Raw genomic sequence first — 17,078 nt, 5'->3', positions numbered from 1 at the left:
GAAGTTGGGGGTGATGTCCGACACTCCTGCGACAACTTCGTGCTGCCGCCGAAAGGCGATCGGCTTCGTTCTGCTCGTGGGTTTGGTTGCCGTTGTCGCCGGCGGAAAGGCGATCCTGTTCGACACCATGGACCCGGACTGCTTCTGGCACCTGCGCGTCGCCGAGCAGTTGTTGCAGGATGGGATCGGCCCGATCGTGGACCGCCTCAGTTTCGCGTCGATGCAGCAGCCCTGGACACCGTACTCCTGGCTGGCCGAGCTGGGTATGAAATCGATCTGGGACGCCGGCGGGTACCGGCTGGCAGTGGCGACGCAGGCCACGGTGCAGTTCAGTTTCGTGCTGGCGATCGCCGCCGCTTGTCGAATGGCGACCGCGGCACTGCCGCCGAGGGCAAGATTCCTACCTCCCGTCGCGCGACTGCATTGCGGGCGCCCGGGAACGCCGTCGTTCCTCGCCTGTGCGCTGGCGACGGCGACGATGGCATTCATATCGCTCCCCTACCTCAGTTTCCGCCCGGTGACCGCCGCCCTGCTGCTGCTGGCGATCGCGATGGCGTTGATCGTCCGCGACCGCGCCGCCGGGGAACGCACCCGCGCCGTCTGGCTTTGCGCACCGATCGCGGCAATCGTCGTCAACCTGCACCTCTACGCCGTCTTCATCCCGATGTGGTTCGGCGCGCTGCTGGCAGGTGCGCTGTGGGAACGCCTGGTGGTTGCCGATCACGCCGAACGCCCCGAGGCCGAACGCCGGGTGTCGCGATGCTTCATGCTGGGAATGCTGAGCGGCGTCGGCTGCTGCATGACCCCGATGTTACCCGGGCTGATCGCCGCCGGTTTGCACTACACGTCGGCCGACCCGATGGTCGCGGGCGGCTACATCGCCGAGATGCGGCCCTTCTTCCACGGCACGTTCGGACAGGTGGGCGCGGCGATCGTCTTCATCGCGCTGATCGCCATACTCGTACGTCTGAAGCACCTGCGACCCGGCGAACGCCTGATGCTCGCAATGGCCGTTTTGCTGCTGACGCAGTGGGGTCGCTTCGCGACGGTCTTCGCGATATCCGCCGCCCCGATGATCGCCGTCGCGATCGGCGGACTGCCCGACCGCACACTCGCCAGACTGCCTGTGCGGCTGGCAATGGCAATCGTTCTGGTGATGGCGGCCGTGCGAATCGGATCGGACTTCCCCAAATCAGACACGCCACTCCAGGCCTGGATCAACCGCCACGGCCCCGACGCCCCCGGGTACCCCGCCGAAGCAGCGCGGTACGTGCAAACGAACGTCACGCCCAACAGCCGCCGGCTGATCAGCGAGTTCTCCTGGGGCGGTTACCTCGAATGGGAGATGGGCAGCAGCTACCGCGTCTTCCTGGACGGCCGAACGCAGCTCTTTACCCCGGCGTTCTGGAATGCGACCTACCTCGCCGGCCGCATGGAGCGAGAAGCGTTCCTGAAGCAGATCGAAGCCGACGCAGCGATCCTGCCGGCCAGTTCGAGCATGTTCCGCCACGCGCTGATCAAGTCGGGGTGGCGGAGCGTATGGAAAGACGAACGGTCGGAAGTGCTGCTGCCCCCTGAGCCGACGATCACCCAGAAGGAAGCCCGCCCCGCAGGTGGCATGATCGGCGGCCTGTTTGAGTAGTGCTGCGGTGAATGTGCCGAGTGCGGAAATTGGCGAAAGACAGTGAAAAGGGACGAAGGATCAGCCCCTGTATGCCTTCGTGCCTCTTTGTCTTCCTGCCTGCTCTCCGCTCTCCACGCAGCATTCGGCACCATTAACTCAGCACTCCGACATTACGCCATCTGTGCCGCATAGTCGGCGACATACTGCGGGACGGGATAGTGCCGCATCATGTACTGGCGGACCTGCCTGTCGCTGGCGATCACGAAGTGTGCCGGTTCGTTGAATCGCCGGGTGGCGAAGTTTACACAGCGAATGAGATTGGGTGCCGTTGTCGCGACATGAATGGAATCCTCGTCGCGCTTGATCGGCATCAGGTGAAACTGCCACGCCTGGCGGGCATTGATCACCGACAGCACCGACGGATCGAAGTCCAGTTCATCCAGGTTGACCGCACCGGTGCGGCTGACGTACTGCTGCACCCACGCGTCTTCGACCGCGCGTGGATCAACGCCGTACAGCCGTTCCGCCAGATCGCCGAAGGGGCGATGCGAAGAACGTTGCACATCGAGAATGTGCTTGACCTGCTCACGGGTGAGCACACCTTGTTCGACCAATAATCGACCGATTGGAATCCCTGCCAAAGCCGCCTCCTTACCTGTTGCGTAGGCCCCTTCATCATCGGGGAGGTGGAGGCGTCGCTTAACCAGATTCGTCGATGCGGCGAAAAGAAATGCGTTTTTCTCAGACTATGGCGGCTCAAAATTCGTCATTGCTGCCGGAACTGAACCGGGAAGCCCTGCCCCGGTGTCGGCCCGCCCGCCGGTGGCAGCGAGGCCAGAAATCCTTCGCCCGCCCCGGACATCCAGAGGTAGCCGTTCTTTATTCGCTTGGGACTCAAGATGCGGGATCCCACCGCGATGACGATTACACCGGTCAGAAATGCAATAAACCCGCCCAGCACCATGAGCGTCGGAAGATCCCGTCCACGGGTATCCGTCGCCAAAACCCACAATACCCCTGCCAACAGCAGGAAGACCCAGCCGATGCCCATACTGCGGCGGCGGGTCGAACGATGTTCGGCGCAGAGCGACACCTCAATCGTCCCCTTACTCCTCACGCAGATCGCGACGATCGCGTAGATCAGAATCCCCGGAAGTATCGTGAGATACACCCATGGCGAATGCCAGTAGTACGTGCGGCGGTAAGGCTTACCCGCCCCGGGCTGGCCGCACTTGACGCATGCATTCGGCAATGTCGTCCGATCCACCGTGACCAACAGTTTGCCCTCCCGCCATACAGGAAGACTTGCCGCCTGCCCGTACAACGGCGATGCGTACCCGAGAACCGGCAACGGTGTTTGCAGAGGAATTGCCGACGCAGACTGAACGGCCATCGGCAGCACGAACTGCTGTTGGCAACGAGTGCAGTAGGTCGTCTGACCCCCGAACTGCATCAGGTACGCCGGTTCCAACGTGAACGGCTGGCCGCAGTGCGGACAAGGATGGATGACTGCGCCGTTCATGAGTCCCTCTTTCAACAGCAAACTAAGCGGTGGGTTTGCCTTTGCTTTGGAACGTTTATGTCCCGCCCCGTTGATCGAATCAAGCACTAACGGCCTTGGACACCGTCGCCGCGCCGCAGCGTCAGATGCAACACTTCCGCAGGCGCGTTGAATCGGAGCGGAAACCAGCTTCCGACGCCGTTACAGATCATCAGTTTGCTGTTGCCGACGAGGTGCTCCCCGGTCCAGTATTTGAACCGGACGGGGCCTGCGCCGATGTTGTCGGTCAGCATCAGTTGCCCGCCATGCGTATGACCGGCGAGCGTCAGTGGAAGATTGAGCGCCGACGCCGGCGCAATGGTGTGCGGATGGTGAGCCAGAAGAATGGGGAACGCGCCGGGGCGGCGCATCGCGGCGACCGCGGCCGTCGAAGAAGCCGCCCAGGCATCCGACCAGGCCCGCCCGGGCTTTCTGGGGTTGGGCGGGTCTATCGAGGTATCGTCGTCATCGTCGTACTTCAGCGGTCCCCAAGAGACGCCCAGAAACTGCACTGCAGTCGAGCGACCGGGGATGGCGTAAGTCCGCTCCTGGTCCATCAGCAGTGGCACGCCGGCGTCGAGCATTGCTTTCTCGAACGCCAGCGCGTCTTCGTGCACGTCATGGTTTCCTTCAATAAACGCAAAGCCATGGCGACGATCCAGCCGCTCGAGAAAGCGCATGCCGATCGGCAAGCGCGAGAGCAATCCGCGGTCGAGCAGGTCGCCGGTGAAGGCAACCAGGTCGGCGTTAAGGCCGTTGACCATGTCCGCCAGCCGGGCGGCGGCGTCGGTGTCGAAGAACTGACCGGCATGAACGTCGGTCACATGGGCGATCGTGACGCCGTCAAGATCGGCCGGCAGCGACGCGAGGGAAAGTTCGACCCGACGGACGCCGAAGCGCCCGTACTGCCGCACTGCAGCGCCCGTGCACGCGATCGCTGCCAGCGGCCCGGCGAACGACGCCGCCAGCGCCATTGCGCCCCGCCGCGAAAGGGTGTCTTCGAGGGGTGCAACATCACCTGACGGCTGAGTCTCAGCCGCACGCTTCGACCGCCGAGCGACGACACTCTTTGCCCGGCACCAGAGCCATTTCGTCGCAACCGCCGCGAGCAGCAACTGGAGCAGGAACGGGAACCAGATGTACGCGAACGTGAGCCAGACCGTCGGCCCCACGAACGGCTCATCCACCAGCAGCGGCCGGGTCAGTGGAATCGCCATGTAGGCGACCAGCGGAAGGAAGAACAGGAGAAAAAACAGTCGGGCCACTGCCCCCACCGCGCCACCAAACCGGCGGGCGCGCCGGTCCGCCTGACGCCAGAACAGCACAGTAACGACCACCCAGAAGATCAGTAGCGCGAAGTAGATCATTCACCGGTTGGTGCATCACAACATGTCGACGACACCGAACGCCGTAACGCATGAAGCAGACCCAAGCGAGTCAGGTGACGCGTCGCATCAGACCGCATCGGCAGCCCAACATCAACTCACTTACACGGATCGCAATGTGAAATGGACAATCTCCGGTTGTGCATTTACCCGAACCGGATACCAGGAACCAACGCCATTGGAGACAAAAAGGTGGGAATCGCTCTTTCGGTACAGTCCCGAAAAGTACCGGTACATCAGCGCGGCGGGGCCTACGCGCTCGGAAAGCATCAGCAGTCCGCCGTGGGTATGCCCGGCGAGGGTCAGCGGGATGCCGGCCGCCGCGGCGGCATCGAATGCATGCGGGTGATGGGCCAACAGAATCGGGAACTCTTCCGGCTGCTTGCTCGCCGTCAACTGTTCGACGGTTCGGCTGAAGCCTTCATCGGCCGGCGATCCGGCGCCCGTCCCGCCCCACCGCAGGCCCAGAATCCGCACCGCAGAGGAACGCCCCGGAAGACGCACCGCCTTCCCGCCATCCAGTAGCAACGGCACCCCACGTCGCCGCGTGCCGGAGTAGAAAGCCGGGCCGTCTTCAATCAGGTCGTGATTACCCTCGCACATCAGCAGGCCATGCTTCGGATCGAGCGAAGTGACGAAGTCGAGTGCGCCCGGCAGATCGGAAATCGCCAGGTCGATCAGATCGCCGGTCATCAGGTGCAGGTCGGCGTGAAGCGCGTTGGTCATCTCCCGGACGTGACGGAGATAGCGTTCGTCGACAAACTTGCCGACATGGATGTCGCTCAGGTGGGCGATCGTGAGCCCGTTCAGGTCGTACGGAAGCTGTGGAACGGCCAGATCCACCCGGCGGACGCGGAGGTCGTAGATCGAATGCCGCCCGTAGACGACGCCGGTCCCCACCAGTAGCGGCGGAATCGCAACCGTCGCCGCTGCGAGCAATTGCCTGCGGGACAGGGACGGCGCGGACTGCTGCGCTTCGGGTGGCATGGGCAAGTACTCTTGCCCGTGGCCTTCTTTCGGTTCTCTGGGCGGTCCGCCTGACGGAAGACGCGGGCCAGCGTGTTTGCCCCCGCCACCCAGAATCCGAAATCCCCAGCGTCCACCGTTGACCAACAACGTCAGAAGAACCGTCGTCGGCAAAACGATCAGGCACCAGAGGTAGAAGACGCCCAGCGCATCCTGTGGCACGTAGTAGTGAGCACGCCGGGCCGTCGAAGGCGCGATGAAGAAGAACACCAAGTACGCCAGCTGAAGCCCGATGAACAAACCCAGCAGGGATCGCCAGAGCGGTGCGACTGGCAACGGTCGAAGCCGCCGATCGGCCCAGAGCCACCAGCCGACGTTGCCAGCGAACATGAATGCGATGATGAACCAGAAAGCGGCCATAGAAGTATACGAGCCTGCAACCAGAGCCCGTGCATTCTAGGCCGCGTGAAATCGATCAGGGGTCGCAATTGCCCGCCGCGCTGCAATGGGCCCACGGTAGCGCCGTGGGCGTTTAGAACACCTGTCGCCGCGGCTGCCCCTTCTAACGCACTTCCTGTGCCTGCTCCACATCCAGATCGAACACGCTCTTGATCAGCCCGTCCGGCTCTTTCACGATTCGGACGTGCAACTTGCCGACCACCTCGGCCAGCACGGTGTACGGATAGATCGGCGCCCCATGTTTGGCGTATGCGAAGACACGCTCCTGCACCTGCGGGGCGCTGCCGAAGCAGCACTTGTTGACATCGTAGACGAACTGGAACCGGTTCCCGCGGTCGCCGGCGTTCTCGGGGGCGTACATGAAGCCGGTCAGGCGGACGCGCTGGCCGTCCAGGTTGCGGTAACGCTCGGGGATGTCGGTGAGCTTTCCTTCGGACTGGTCGAACGGAAAGTTGCCCAGAGCCTTGAGGTCCACTTCCTTGTAGTCCCCGCGGTCGGTGATGCCGCCGCTCATCGAGAACATGACCGACTTGCCGATGATGTAGACGAACGGGGCGGAGATCACGAGCAGAAACGCGATCAGCCGAACATTCACCCGCGATCCCGCCGCTGGCGCCGGCGACGTCTGCGGGCTGTAGGGAACGGTCGTCATGGGTTTCTCCGCTTTGCTGTCCATGTTTGTGGTGCAGGCTTTCCAGCCTGCATCCTGATGTGCAGGCTGGAAAGCCTGCACCACAAAACTTCCTCAGCCCGGCGGCGGGGCCAACTTCACGCTGCTGACCTCCATCTCGAACACGCTGATGATGTACCCGTCGTCCTTCTTTTCCTTCACGGTCAGCTTGCCTTCGACGAAGATCTCGTCAGCGGTGTAGCCGACCGCCTTACCCTTCGGGCAATTCACTACGATCGTATGCTGGATCGAAGGCGGCTGTCCGAAGCAGCAGGCGAACAGGCTGGGCACCAGCGCGAACTGCGTGATGTTCTCGGCCTGATCCATCGGGATCATGTAACCCCGCAGACGAATCGCCGCGCCGCTGAGGCGCTGCACGTCGGCGGGGATGTTGCCGCCCTTCTCCTGGTCGTATTCGAAGTTGCCCAGCGCCTGGATCGTCAGGTCATACGTCTTGCCGTCGGTCGGTGCCGGATGCGGCTTGCGGGCCTCGGCGGTGTTGTCCGCGGGTGCCGTCTGCGGGTTCGCGGCCTTGGCTTCCATCTCGGCCTTGGCCGACGCCAATGCCTTTTCGCAAACGCGAATACGCTCCATCACGGACGCGAGCTTGGCGGGCTGATTTTCCGCCTCGGCGGCCACCTTGCGTAGCAGCGGCAACGCCAGGGCATATTCGCCCCGATTGAACGCCTGCTGGGCACGGGTCGCGAGCTGCGCGCCCGTCAGATCGCTCGGGACTTCAACCTTTGGCAGCTCGACCGGACGCGTCGCCGCACCGGTGACAGGCTTGGTGGCGGGTTCGGCCGCAACCACCGCGCTGGACAGCATCAGCACCGCTGCCAGGGATCGTTTCATTGTGCTTGTCATGTCAGTCCTTCCATCGAGAAAGCAAGATCGCGACCGGCTTGGACACCGGTCCTTCAATCATACACTTCCGCCGGGAGGAAGTTCACAACGAGACAAAGTGAATGCGAATCTCAACTGTCAGATGTCCAAGGCCAGCTTTCAGACTTCGGGCCTCATGTCGTTCGTTGGCTTTGTTTTGGGAAATTCGATGTTTCGTGTCCGCCTGCTCAGCGTTTTTCCTATCCCGCCACCAGGTTCGTCGCCACCGGTGTACGGTAAGCCTTGAGCGCCGGCACCAGGCCCGCGAATACCGCGATGACTACCACCAGCCCCAGGTACAGCAATTCTTCGGAACCGACACGGAGCCAGTTAAAGCCTTGGCCGACCGACTTTTCCATCGCGTTGGACGCCACCGCACCGATCGCATGCCCGGCCATCCAGCCGAGAATACCACCGACCAGGCCAATGAAGCCCGCCTCCAGGCAGATCAGCAGAAGCACCTTGGTCTTGGTCGCGCCCAAGGCCCGCAGGATCGCAATTTCTTTGTTCCGGGCCGACACCGAGTTGTAGATGCTCACCAGGATCCCCACCCCCGCCAGCACGCTGACGAGGATCGAGATCATCAGCAGGATCTGGCTGCTGGGTTTCAGGAACGTCGCGAAGAAGTCCCGCATCGTTGACGCCGGGTTTACCGCGACGGCGTCGGGAATGCCGCCGTTGTTGATGTGGTACATCAGGTTGGTCGGCGTGATGCCGCCCCGGCTCTTGACCAGCACGCCGGAGATCTGCCACTTCCCTGATGACGTCGCAAGGTTGATGGTCCCGTCTTTTTCGATGGTGTACGGGTTCGCCGGCTGCGTGGGCTTGGCTTCCGTGTTCCGCAGCCCCATCTGGGCAGCGGCCTGGGCTTTCTGTGCGTCGTCGTGGGCGGGAATGCAGTAGAAGCTGATCAGCGGGATGTAGATGCAGCGGTCGTTGGCCGTGCTCGTCGGCTTCAGGATGCCCACGATCGTCCATTCCTCGGCGTGGGCGTGCTCATCATGCTCGCCGTGGTGTTCCCCTTCTTTCTCCGGTCCGGTGTCCTGGCTGTCGCCATGCGTGGCGTGCATGGTGCTGCCGATCTTCAGGTTCAGATTCCGGGCGACTTCGGCACCGATCACCGCTTCGAACTTCTTCGGATGAAAGATCCGCCCCTCGGCCAGCTCAAACCGCTCGCCGGGACGAATCTGAAAGATGCTGTCCGACATTTCGTCCGTCGGCTTTCCGTTATCGTCGACCTTGTAGACGGGGATCGGGTTCAGCTCTTCGTCGAAGCCGAACATCTTGGGAGACGTCGCGATGATCGGCCGGCTCTTGTACGTGTCGCCGCGGGCAAAGGGGATCGCCAGCCGAACGTGCTTGAAGTAGTCAAACCGCCCCGCCTGCGGCGGCCCCTTCGGGCGGATGCTCAGCTCTTCATACACCCAGTACGGCAGATTCCCCGGGCTCTTGTCCAGGTGATAGGCAGTGTTCAGCACAAGTTGCAACGGCGACCCGCGACCGGAGCCGACGATGACGTCGTAGCCGTACTCCTTCTGCACAAACAGCGACTCCCCGCCATGCCGCAGCAGCAGAATGCCGGTCGCCAGTGCCGTGCCGAGCAGAACCGAGAGCAGCGTGAGCCAGGTGCTGAGTGCTCGCTGGCGCATCTGCTTGAGGATGAGTTGGAAGAGGTTCATGGGATGAGAAATGACGAATGGCTAAACCCGAATGACGAATGAATGCTCAAAGTCGAATACTCAAGCCCGAGCGCATTGGAACGCCCACTCCCAAACAGACGATCTGCCTCAGCGGACATTGGAACTTGGCATTGGAATTTCATTCGCCATTCGAATTTCGTCATTCGTCATTCCAACGTCACCTACACCATCGACGCTCGGTTCAGTTCCGCCAGCGACACACGTCTGGGCAGTTGCTCGACGATCGCCGGGTCATGGCTGACCAGCAGCAGACTGGCTTTCACTTCATCACAAAGCTTGCGAACCAGGGCGAGAACCTGTTGTGCTGTTTTGGGATCGAGTGCGCCGGTCGGCTCGTCGGCAAGCACCAACTTCGGCCGGTTCGCCAACGCCCGCGCCACGGCCACGCGCTGCTGCTGGCCGACGGAAAGTTTTGCAGGTTTATAGTGCAGGCGTTCGCCGAGACCGACTTCCTTGAGAAGGCTCTTCGCCCAGGCGGGGTCGGCGGCGCGATGCGTGAAGCTCATGCCCAGCAGCACGTTTTCCAACGCCGTGAAACCCGGCAGCAGATGATGCGATTGGAAGATGTAGCCGAGGTTGCGGCCGCGGAAGACGTCGCGTTGCCCTTCCGACAGTGCGGCGATGTCGGACTCGCCGACATTCGCTTCGCCGTCACCCGTCCCCGAGAAGATGATCCGCCCGCTGTCCGGCGTCAGGATGCCGGCAATAAGGTGCAGCAGCGTGGTCTTGCCGGTGCCGCTACCGCCGACGAGTGCGACCTGTTCGCTGTCGCCGAGCGAGAACTCGGGGACGTCGATCACCGGCACCGCCGACCCGTCCGGGCCGACGTACTGTTTCTTGAGCAACTCAAGACGAAGTGCCAAAGGATCTCCTCGTTTCGCCAATCGATCGCCGAAAGTCTATTTGCAACTGACTGGCAAGTAGGATAGCCGCGTTGAGTCGCCGGGTCAAACCCAAATCAATCAGAAACAGCTCCAGTGGGGCAGACATTCCTGTCTGCCTCGCATGGCCGAGTGCCGGGCATTCCTGCCCGGCCGAGGTCATGCGAAGTCAATGTTCCCGCGTGGAGGCGGCGTTCCCGCTCAAGCCGGCAGGAATGCCGGCGTCGCGGAAACGCGGCAGACAAGAATGTCTGCCCCACCGTTAGCATGTCGATCCTCCTCGCCGCCCCGTCCTCCACATCGCTCTGTTCTTCACGCCATTCCGCAATCGCCGCCGCGTGTGTTACAACTTCTCCGTGCTCAGCGCACGTCTTACGAGGGACCCGACATGCCGACGATTTCGCCCGACAAAGCCAAACCGGAATATGACGTCATCATCGTGGGTTCCGGCGCGGGCGGCGGTCAGTCGGCGTTCACGCTGACGCTCGCAGGGCTCAAATGCCTCATGCTCGAAGCCGGCCGCAGCTACGACGTTGTCAATGAGACGCCGATGTTCCACGCCCCTCACCAGGCCCCGCTCGGCGGCGTGGGAACACCCGACAAACCCTTCGGCTTTCACGATGCCACCATCGACGGCGGCTGGCAGGTCCCCAACGAACCTTACACGTCGGCCCACAAACAGCCGCACGAAGAGTTCCAATGGTGGCGGGCGCGCATGATGGGCGGCCGGACCAACCACTGGGGCCGCATCTCCCTCCGCAACGGACCCTACGACTTCAAACCCCACTCGCGCGATGGCCTGGGCTTCGACTGGCCGGTGTCATATGAAGACGTCGAGCCCTATTACACCAAGGTCGAGATGCTCATCGGCGTCTACGGCACCAACGAGGGCCTGGAAAACACACCCGATTCCCCGCCCGGCGTATTGCTGCCCGCGCCCAAGGGCCGGGCCGCAGAGCTGCTGACGCAAAAGCACGCGAAGAAGGTCGGCGTACCGGTCATCCCCATCCACCGCGCCGTGCTGACCAGGCCGCTCGACTGGAAAACGATCCCTCAGAAACTCTACCCCGGCAACAAGTGGGCCCAGGGCATCGTCAAGGAAGCGATGAGCGACCGGGGCGCGTGCTTCTGGGCGACGCCCTGCGGCCGCGGGTGCAACGTGGGTGCCAACTACCAGTCGACCACCGTCCACCTGCCGCCGGCCCTGGCAACCGGCAACCTCGACATCATCGCCAACGCCCATTGTCGCGAAGTGACGATGGGCAAAGATGGCAAGGCCACCGGCGTGCTGTTCATCGACAAGACGACGGGTAAAGAAGTCGAGGCCAAAGGCAAGGCGGTCATTCTCGCCGCCAGCGCCTGCGAGACCGTCCGCATCCTGCTCAACTCCGCCGGCGGCAAGGGCATCGCCAATTCCAGTGGGCTGGTCGGTAAGTACATCATGGATACCGTCGGCGCTCGGCTCGGCGGGCAGATCCCGGCCTTGGAGAACATTCCGCCCCACAACGAAGACGGTGCCGGCGGCAGTCATTTCTACGCCCCCTGGTGGCTCTACAAAGAACAGCTCGCCGGCAAGCTCGACTTCGCCCGCGGTTACCACATTGAAATGGGCGGCTCGCGCCACATGCCCGGCGGCGCCAACCCTGTCAGCGACGACTACACCCGCGGCCTCTACGGCACCAAACTGAAGGAAGCCGCCCGCCGCTACTACGGCTCTTTCGTCGGCTTCTCCGCCCGCGGCGACATGATTCCCAACGCCGACTGCTACTGCGAGCTCGACCCGCAGGTGAAAGACAAATGGGGTGTGCCGGTGCTGCGGTTCCACTGGAAGTGGAGCAGCCACGAACTGAACCAGGCCGTCCACGCCCGCAAGACCTTCGCCGCGATGATCGAAGCGATGGGCGGTACGGTCCGCGGCGACACCAACTTCACCGGCCCCAACAGCATCGAGAAACCCGGCAGCATCATCCACGAAGTCGGCGGCGCGCTCCCCGGTGCCGATCCGAAGAAGTCGGTCGTGAACGGCTTCAACCAGACGTGGGACGTGAAGAACCTGTTCCTGAATGACGGCGCGCCCTTCGCCACCAACGCCGACAAGAACCCGACGCTGACGATCATGGCGCTGGCCTGGCGGGCGTGCGATTACATCATCGAGCAGGCGAAGCAGGGAACGCTGTAGGGTCCGCCTTGGCGGACGCAACGGTTCGCGGAATCAAGCCGTGAACACCGGGTGCCATGGGCTGCGGTACTCCGCTGCCCGTGGCGGCGCGACTCACCAAAGACCACGGGCAGGCGAGTACGCCAGCCCATGGCACCCAGAGCCATCCGGTTGGAGATGTGACCGAAGGAATACGATCATGGCCAAGCAACTCACCCACCTCACCATCGACGGCAAGACGACCGATCCCATGCTCTCACGCCGGTCGGCGATCCAATGGGTTCTGGGCGCGGTGACGGCGGCCTCGCTGCCGGGATGCACAAGCGGCGAACCGACGTCGAAAGTGCCTCCGTCCCAACCCCCGGCGGGTGGCCCGCCGGACGCCGCGCCCATCGGCCAGGGCCAGGAAGATGCCTCGCGACTGGCCACGACCCGACCCGTCGCCGGCTACGGCACCGATCCGAACCTCGTCGCGTTCCACAAGCCCGGCGACATCTGGCCGCTGACGCTCAGCCCCGCCCAGAAGACCGCCGCAACGGCGCTGGCCGATGTCATCTTCCCGAAGGACAACCTCGGCCCCGCCGCTAGCGAAGTGAACGTGCCGGCGATGATCGATGAGTGGGTCTCGGCCCCCTACCCGATCCAGCAGGCTGACCGCGCGATCATCCTGCCCGGCCTCGACTGGATCGATATCGAGGCGAACAAGCGATTCAAGAAGCCGTTCGCCGACCTTGCCGACGATCAGAAGACGGCGATCTGCGACGACATCTGCGACCCGATCAAGGCCAAGAAAGAGTTCAAGACGGCGGCGAAGTTTTTCATCAAGTTCCGCGGCGTCGCCGCCGGCGCGTACTACGCCACGCCGCCCGGCTGGGAAGCAATCGGGTACGTGGGGAATGTAGCCCTCGGCAGCTTCGACGGCCCACCAGAAGAAGTGCTGAAGAAGCTCGGTGTCACGCAGACGGTGGTGTGACGCACGTGCTCTACTTCGCGTCGCGGATACTTGGTCCAGGACGAGAACACGCGCCTTCGTGGAATCGTGACCCGTTGGTGACCGTACATGGAGTTCGCCATGACGACAGAACTCAAGCGTAATTGGACCGCGGCGTGCGGCCTTGTCCTGGTTCTCGTCGGCGCTGGTGCAGGTCTGGCCGCCGCTCCGGCAACGAAGTCTGCTGTCGCCGACGACAACCTGCTCTGGTCGTTCGACCCCATCGCCAATCCGCCCGCCCCCGTTGTCAAAGATGCCACCTGGCCGCGTAGTGACGTTGACCGATTTGTTCTCGCCAAGTTGGAAGCGGCAAACCTGAAACCCAGCGGCGACGCCGACCGGACGACGCTCATCCGCCGCGTGGCGTTCGATCTCACGGGCTTACCCGCGACGATCGCCGATATCGACGCCTTCCTGCAGGACAAGTCGCCCGATGATGTCGCGTTCGCCAGGGTCGTCGATCGTTACCTGGCGTCGCCCCGCTTCGGCGAACGTTGGGGCCGGAACTGGCTCGATGTCGTTCACTATGCCGACAGCGGCGGACGAAGCTGGAACGCGCCGTTCACTTACGCCTTCCGCTACCGTGACTACGTCATCGACGCGTTCAACAAGGACAAGCCCTACAACCAGTTCATCCGCGAACAGATCGCCGGCGATCTGCTGCCGGCGACTAGCGTCGATCAGCAGCGTGAGTTCCGCACGGCGACCGGCCTGCTCGCGCTGAGCCCGGCGGACGTGCAGGAAGGTGACCACGAGCAGTTCGTTCTCGACCGCGTGGACGACCAGATCGACGTCACCTCGCGGGCGTTCCTCGGCCTGACCATCAGTTGCGCCCGCTGCCACGACCACAAGTACGACCCGATCAGCATGCGCGACTATTACGCGGTCGCCGGCGTCTTCTACAGTTCGCGGACGTTGTCGGGCCAGGGGGCCCACTCGGAGCGGAACCTCGATTACGTCGATTTTCAATCGCTGGTCCGACTGCCGGTGGCCAAGGGTCAGTCGGCGGCGGTTCCATCCGGCGTCCATTCGATGTCGGACTTCCAGGCCGAATGGCGCTCGGGTAAGCGGAACATCCGCTTTGCGACCGATCCCAACGTCGCGATGGGCCTGACTGAAGGCGACCTCGCCGACTGCGATATCCGGCTTAAAGGCAGGCCACGCGATCGCGCCGAAGCACCGCCCCGCGGCGACGTGCGCATTCCCGGCCTGCCGCAATGGCGGAAGGTGCCGGCCAATGCCAGCGGCCGGCTGGAGCTGGCCGACTGGATCGTCTCGCCGCAAAACCCACTGACCGCGCGGGTGATGGTCAACCGCATCTGGCAGCACCTCTTCGGCCGGGGACTGGTCCGGACGGTCGACGACTTCGGAACCACCGGCGAGTCGCCGACGCATCCGGAACTGCTCGATCATCTGGCGAGCCGATTTGTCGCCGGCGGGTGGTCGGTGAAAGGGCTGATTCGATCGCTCGTGCTCAGCCGGACGTATCGACAGGCGTCGGCGGTGCCCTTGGGCTCGGCCAATCGCAATCGCGACCCGCAGAATGAGCTGTTCTGGAAGATGAGCATCCGCCGGCTGGAAATCGAGGCGATCCGTGACAGCATGCTGCTGGCAGCGGGCCGTCTCGACTTCAGCCGGCCGGAGGGCATTCAGGTCGCAGGCATTGGCGGGAAGGCCCGGGGGGCGAGCACCTACAGCCTGCTCGGCGTGAATGCGTCGTGTCGAACCGTCTATCTGCCGGTGCTTCGATCGCTGCTGCCCGAATTGTTCACGACGTTCGACTTCCCCGACCCGTCACAGATTCTCGGCCAGCGCGAAGTGACGACGGTCGGCTTGCAGGCGCTGTTCTTTATGAACAGCGATTTCGCAACCGGCTGTGCCCAGGACGCGGCCGAAGTTCTGCTGGCGAACCGTTCGATGAAGGAAGCCGATCGCGTTGTGCTGGCGTATCGGCATCTCGTCGGCAGAGTTCCGTCGGCGGAGGAATTGAAGGACGCGACATCACTGCTGGCAGAACTACGAGCGGCGGCTCGCCCGACAGACCAATACGTCTGGACCGTGCTGACACAGGGCCTGATGGCAACCGCGGAGTTTCGGTACGTGCGGTAGGGTCCGTACGCGTTTCGCGTGACGAACGCTCCGCTGCGCGTCGCGGCTAACCCGAGAGTGACCGATGGTTAGCCGCGACGCGAAGCGGAGCGCGGCCCGGAGCTTAGAGAGGACAACCCATGTTCCGAACCTGTCAAAACACCCGGCTGCTCATTTCTCGCCGTGACGTCCTGCGGCATTCGGCGTCAGGTTTCGGCGCGGTGGCCCTCGCGGCGCTGCACGCGCAATGGGCACAGGGGCAGGCCGTCGCACCATCGCCCTACCGCAGTCCGCTCGCACCTAAACCGCCTCATCTCCCGGCCAAGGCCAAGCGGGTCATCTTTCTGTTTATGGAGGGCGGGCCGAGCCACGTCGATACGTTCGACCAGAAGCCCGAACTGGCTCGCGCCGGCGGGCGCTACTTGCCCGGCGTTTTTCCATTCGAGCGGTGTGGCAAGAGCGGCCTGCCGATCGCGGACGTCTTCCCGCACCTGTCCCGGCACGCCGACGAACTGTGCCTCTTGAACGGCATGACCACCAAGACACCCGGCCACCAGCAGGCGATCGTCGCGCTGCACACCGGGGCGGAGAACTTCGTCCGGCCGTCACTCGGGTCGTGGGTGGTGTACGGGCTGGGAACCGTCGCCGAGGATCTGCCGGGATTCGTCACGATCAACCCCGTGGGCCACCTGGGCGGAGCGCAGAACTATGGGTCGGCGTTCCTCCCTGCGACCTACCAAGGCACAAAGCTGCTGAGCGGTGCGGCGTCGATCCCCAATGTCGTCAATCGGCACCTGTCGAACGGCGACCAGCGACGACAGCTCGATTTTGTGCGCCGAGCCAACCAGCGCTTTCTCGCGACCGATCCTGGACATCCGGAATTGGAAGGCCTGATCGAGTCGTACGAGATGGCGTTCAAGATGCAGACGTCGGTACCGCAGACACTCGACGTTTCCGGCGAACCCGAGGCAGTCCGCGAACTCTACGGCCTTGATGACGGCACGACGTCGCAGTTCGGCCTGCAGTGCCTGATGGCACGGCGGCTGGCGGAAAAGGGCGTGCGGTTCATTCAGCTCACCAGCAACGGCTGGGACCACCACCATAAGCTCAAGGACGCGCTGGCCGGCCGGGCGGCGGCGATCGACAAGCCGATCGCCGGGCTGATCGCCGACCTCAAACGCCTGGGGATGCTGAAGGACACGTTGATCGTCTGGGGCGGCGAGTTCGGCCGAACACCGCGGGAAGACGGTGCCGGCGGGCGCGGCCACGCCAACCGCGGCTACTCCATGTGGATGGCCGGCGGCGGCGTAAAGGGTGGCCTGCGGTACGGTTCAACCGACGACCTGGGCGAGAACGCCGCCACCGGGAAGATGAGCACGCACGACCTGCACGCCACCATTCTGCACCTTCTGGGCCTCGACCACGAAAAACTGACCTACAAGTTCGCCGGCCGCGACTTCCGCCTCACGGACACCAAGGGTGACGTGGCGACGGACATCCTGCTGTGAAGCTTGATCGAGAGCCCGGCGAAGGAGATCACCACGGAGACACGGAGGGTCACTTGTCCTCCGGAGTTCACCTTGTAATCAATGGCTCAGAACCACAGATGCACACAGATCTTCACAGATGAGAAGGCGGTCATTGATTCTCTATCTGAGTAGATCTGTGTGCATCTGTGGTTCTCTCCCTTGGACCCAACACCGAGTTGGCTTGGTCGCACCAGTTACCCCTCTG

Annotated in this window: 13 protein-coding genes; 5 read left to right on the top strand and 8 right to left on the bottom strand. The window is 63.3% G+C overall.

What is annotated here, in order from left to right; all coding sequences use genetic code 11:
* The first annotated feature begins 13 nt into the window (after nucleotides 1-13).
* Entirely contained in the window at nucleotides 14-1,642 is a 1,629-nt protein-coding gene (locus IPV69_RS18605; protein WP_206291222.1) for a hypothetical protein, read from the top strand.
* A 152-nt stretch (nucleotides 1,643-1,794) separates the two neighbouring features.
* Here the strand turns inward: IPV69_RS18605 and IPV69_RS18600 are convergent, their stop codons facing one another.
* The 8 genes from IPV69_RS18600 to IPV69_RS18565 form a co-directional block, all read right to left on the bottom strand.
* Nucleotides 1,795-2,265: a GspE/PulE/PilB domain-containing protein gene (locus IPV69_RS18600; protein ID WP_206291221.1), complete on the bottom strand. Its 471-nt coding sequence runs from the start codon at nucleotides 2,263-2,265 to the stop codon at nucleotides 1,795-1,797.
* A gap of 125 nt (nucleotides 2,266-2,390) precedes the next feature.
* Complete coding sequence (locus IPV69_RS18595; protein WP_206291220.1) at nucleotides 2,391-3,233, bottom strand: hypothetical protein; 843 nt, start codon at nucleotides 3,231-3,233, stop codon at nucleotides 2,391-2,393.
* Nucleotides 3,233-4,531, bottom strand: coding sequence for a metallophosphoesterase (locus tag IPV69_RS18590; protein WP_206291219.1), 1,299 nt, complete (start codon nucleotides 4,529-4,531; stop codon nucleotides 3,233-3,235). Before IPV69_RS18590 ends, IPV69_RS18595 begins: the two co-directional genes overlap by 1 nt.
* A gap of 120 nt (nucleotides 4,532-4,651) precedes the next feature.
* Nucleotides 4,652-5,935: a metallophosphoesterase gene (locus tag IPV69_RS18585; RefSeq protein WP_206291218.1), complete on the bottom strand. Its 1,284-nt coding sequence runs from the start codon at nucleotides 5,933-5,935 to the stop codon at nucleotides 4,652-4,654.
* A 142-nt stretch (nucleotides 5,936-6,077) separates the two neighbouring features.
* Nucleotides 6,078-6,626 carry a hypothetical protein gene (locus tag IPV69_RS18580; RefSeq protein WP_206291217.1) on the bottom strand — a complete coding sequence of 183 codons (549 nt, stop codon included), beginning with the start codon at nucleotides 6,624-6,626 and terminating at the stop codon, nucleotides 6,078-6,080.
* 93 nt (nucleotides 6,627-6,719) lie between these two features.
* Nucleotides 6,720-7,496 carry a DUF3299 domain-containing protein gene (locus tag IPV69_RS18575; RefSeq protein WP_206291216.1) on the bottom strand — a complete coding sequence of 259 codons (777 nt, stop codon included), beginning with the start codon at nucleotides 7,494-7,496 and terminating at the stop codon, nucleotides 6,720-6,722.
* Between the two features lie 230 nt (nucleotides 7,497-7,726).
* The gene (locus IPV69_RS18570; protein ID WP_206291215.1) at nucleotides 7,727-9,205 is read right to left on the bottom strand and encodes an ABC transporter permease; all 1,479 of its coding nucleotides are present in this window, start codon (nucleotides 9,203-9,205) and stop codon (nucleotides 7,727-7,729) included.
* A gap of 182 nt (nucleotides 9,206-9,387) precedes the next feature.
* Nucleotides 9,388-10,089 carry an ABC transporter ATP-binding protein gene (locus IPV69_RS18565; protein WP_206291214.1) on the bottom strand — a complete coding sequence of 234 codons (702 nt, stop codon included), beginning with the start codon at nucleotides 10,087-10,089 and terminating at the stop codon, nucleotides 9,388-9,390.
* A 406-nt stretch (nucleotides 10,090-10,495) separates the two neighbouring features.
* On the opposite strand from IPV69_RS18565, the gene IPV69_RS18560 reads away from it, so the two are divergent.
* The 4 genes from IPV69_RS18560 (at nucleotide 10,496) to IPV69_RS18545 (ending at nucleotide 16,852) form a co-directional block, all read left to right on the top strand.
* Nucleotides 10,496-12,286 (top strand): GMC oxidoreductase, encoded by a 1,791-nt coding sequence (locus tag IPV69_RS18560; protein ID WP_206291213.1) that lies wholly within the window; start codon nucleotides 10,496-10,498, stop codon nucleotides 12,284-12,286.
* A 178-nt stretch (nucleotides 12,287-12,464) separates the two neighbouring features.
* Nucleotides 12,465-13,238: a gluconate 2-dehydrogenase subunit 3 family protein gene (locus tag IPV69_RS18555; RefSeq protein ID WP_206291212.1), complete on the top strand. Its 774-nt coding sequence runs from the start codon at nucleotides 12,465-12,467 to the stop codon at nucleotides 13,236-13,238.
* 99 nt (nucleotides 13,239-13,337) lie between these two features.
* Entirely contained in the window at nucleotides 13,338-15,365 is a 2,028-nt protein-coding gene (locus IPV69_RS18550; protein ID WP_206291211.1) for a DUF1549 and DUF1553 domain-containing protein, read from the top strand.
* 119 nt (nucleotides 15,366-15,484) lie between these two features.
* Nucleotides 15,485-16,852 carry a DUF1501 domain-containing protein gene (locus IPV69_RS18545; RefSeq protein ID WP_206291210.1) on the top strand — a complete coding sequence of 456 codons (1,368 nt, stop codon included), beginning with the start codon at nucleotides 15,485-15,487 and terminating at the stop codon, nucleotides 16,850-16,852.
* Nucleotides 16,853-17,078 lie beyond the last annotated feature (226 nt).

Origin of the sequence: Humisphaera borealis (assembly GCF_015169395.1) — a bacterium.
Lineage (GTDB): Bacteria > Planctomycetota > Phycisphaerae > Tepidisphaerales > Tepidisphaeraceae > Humisphaera > Humisphaera borealis.
The sequence above is the reverse complement of the archived record's forward strand: the minus strand, read 5'-3'. Positions and strand labels throughout refer to the sequence as shown.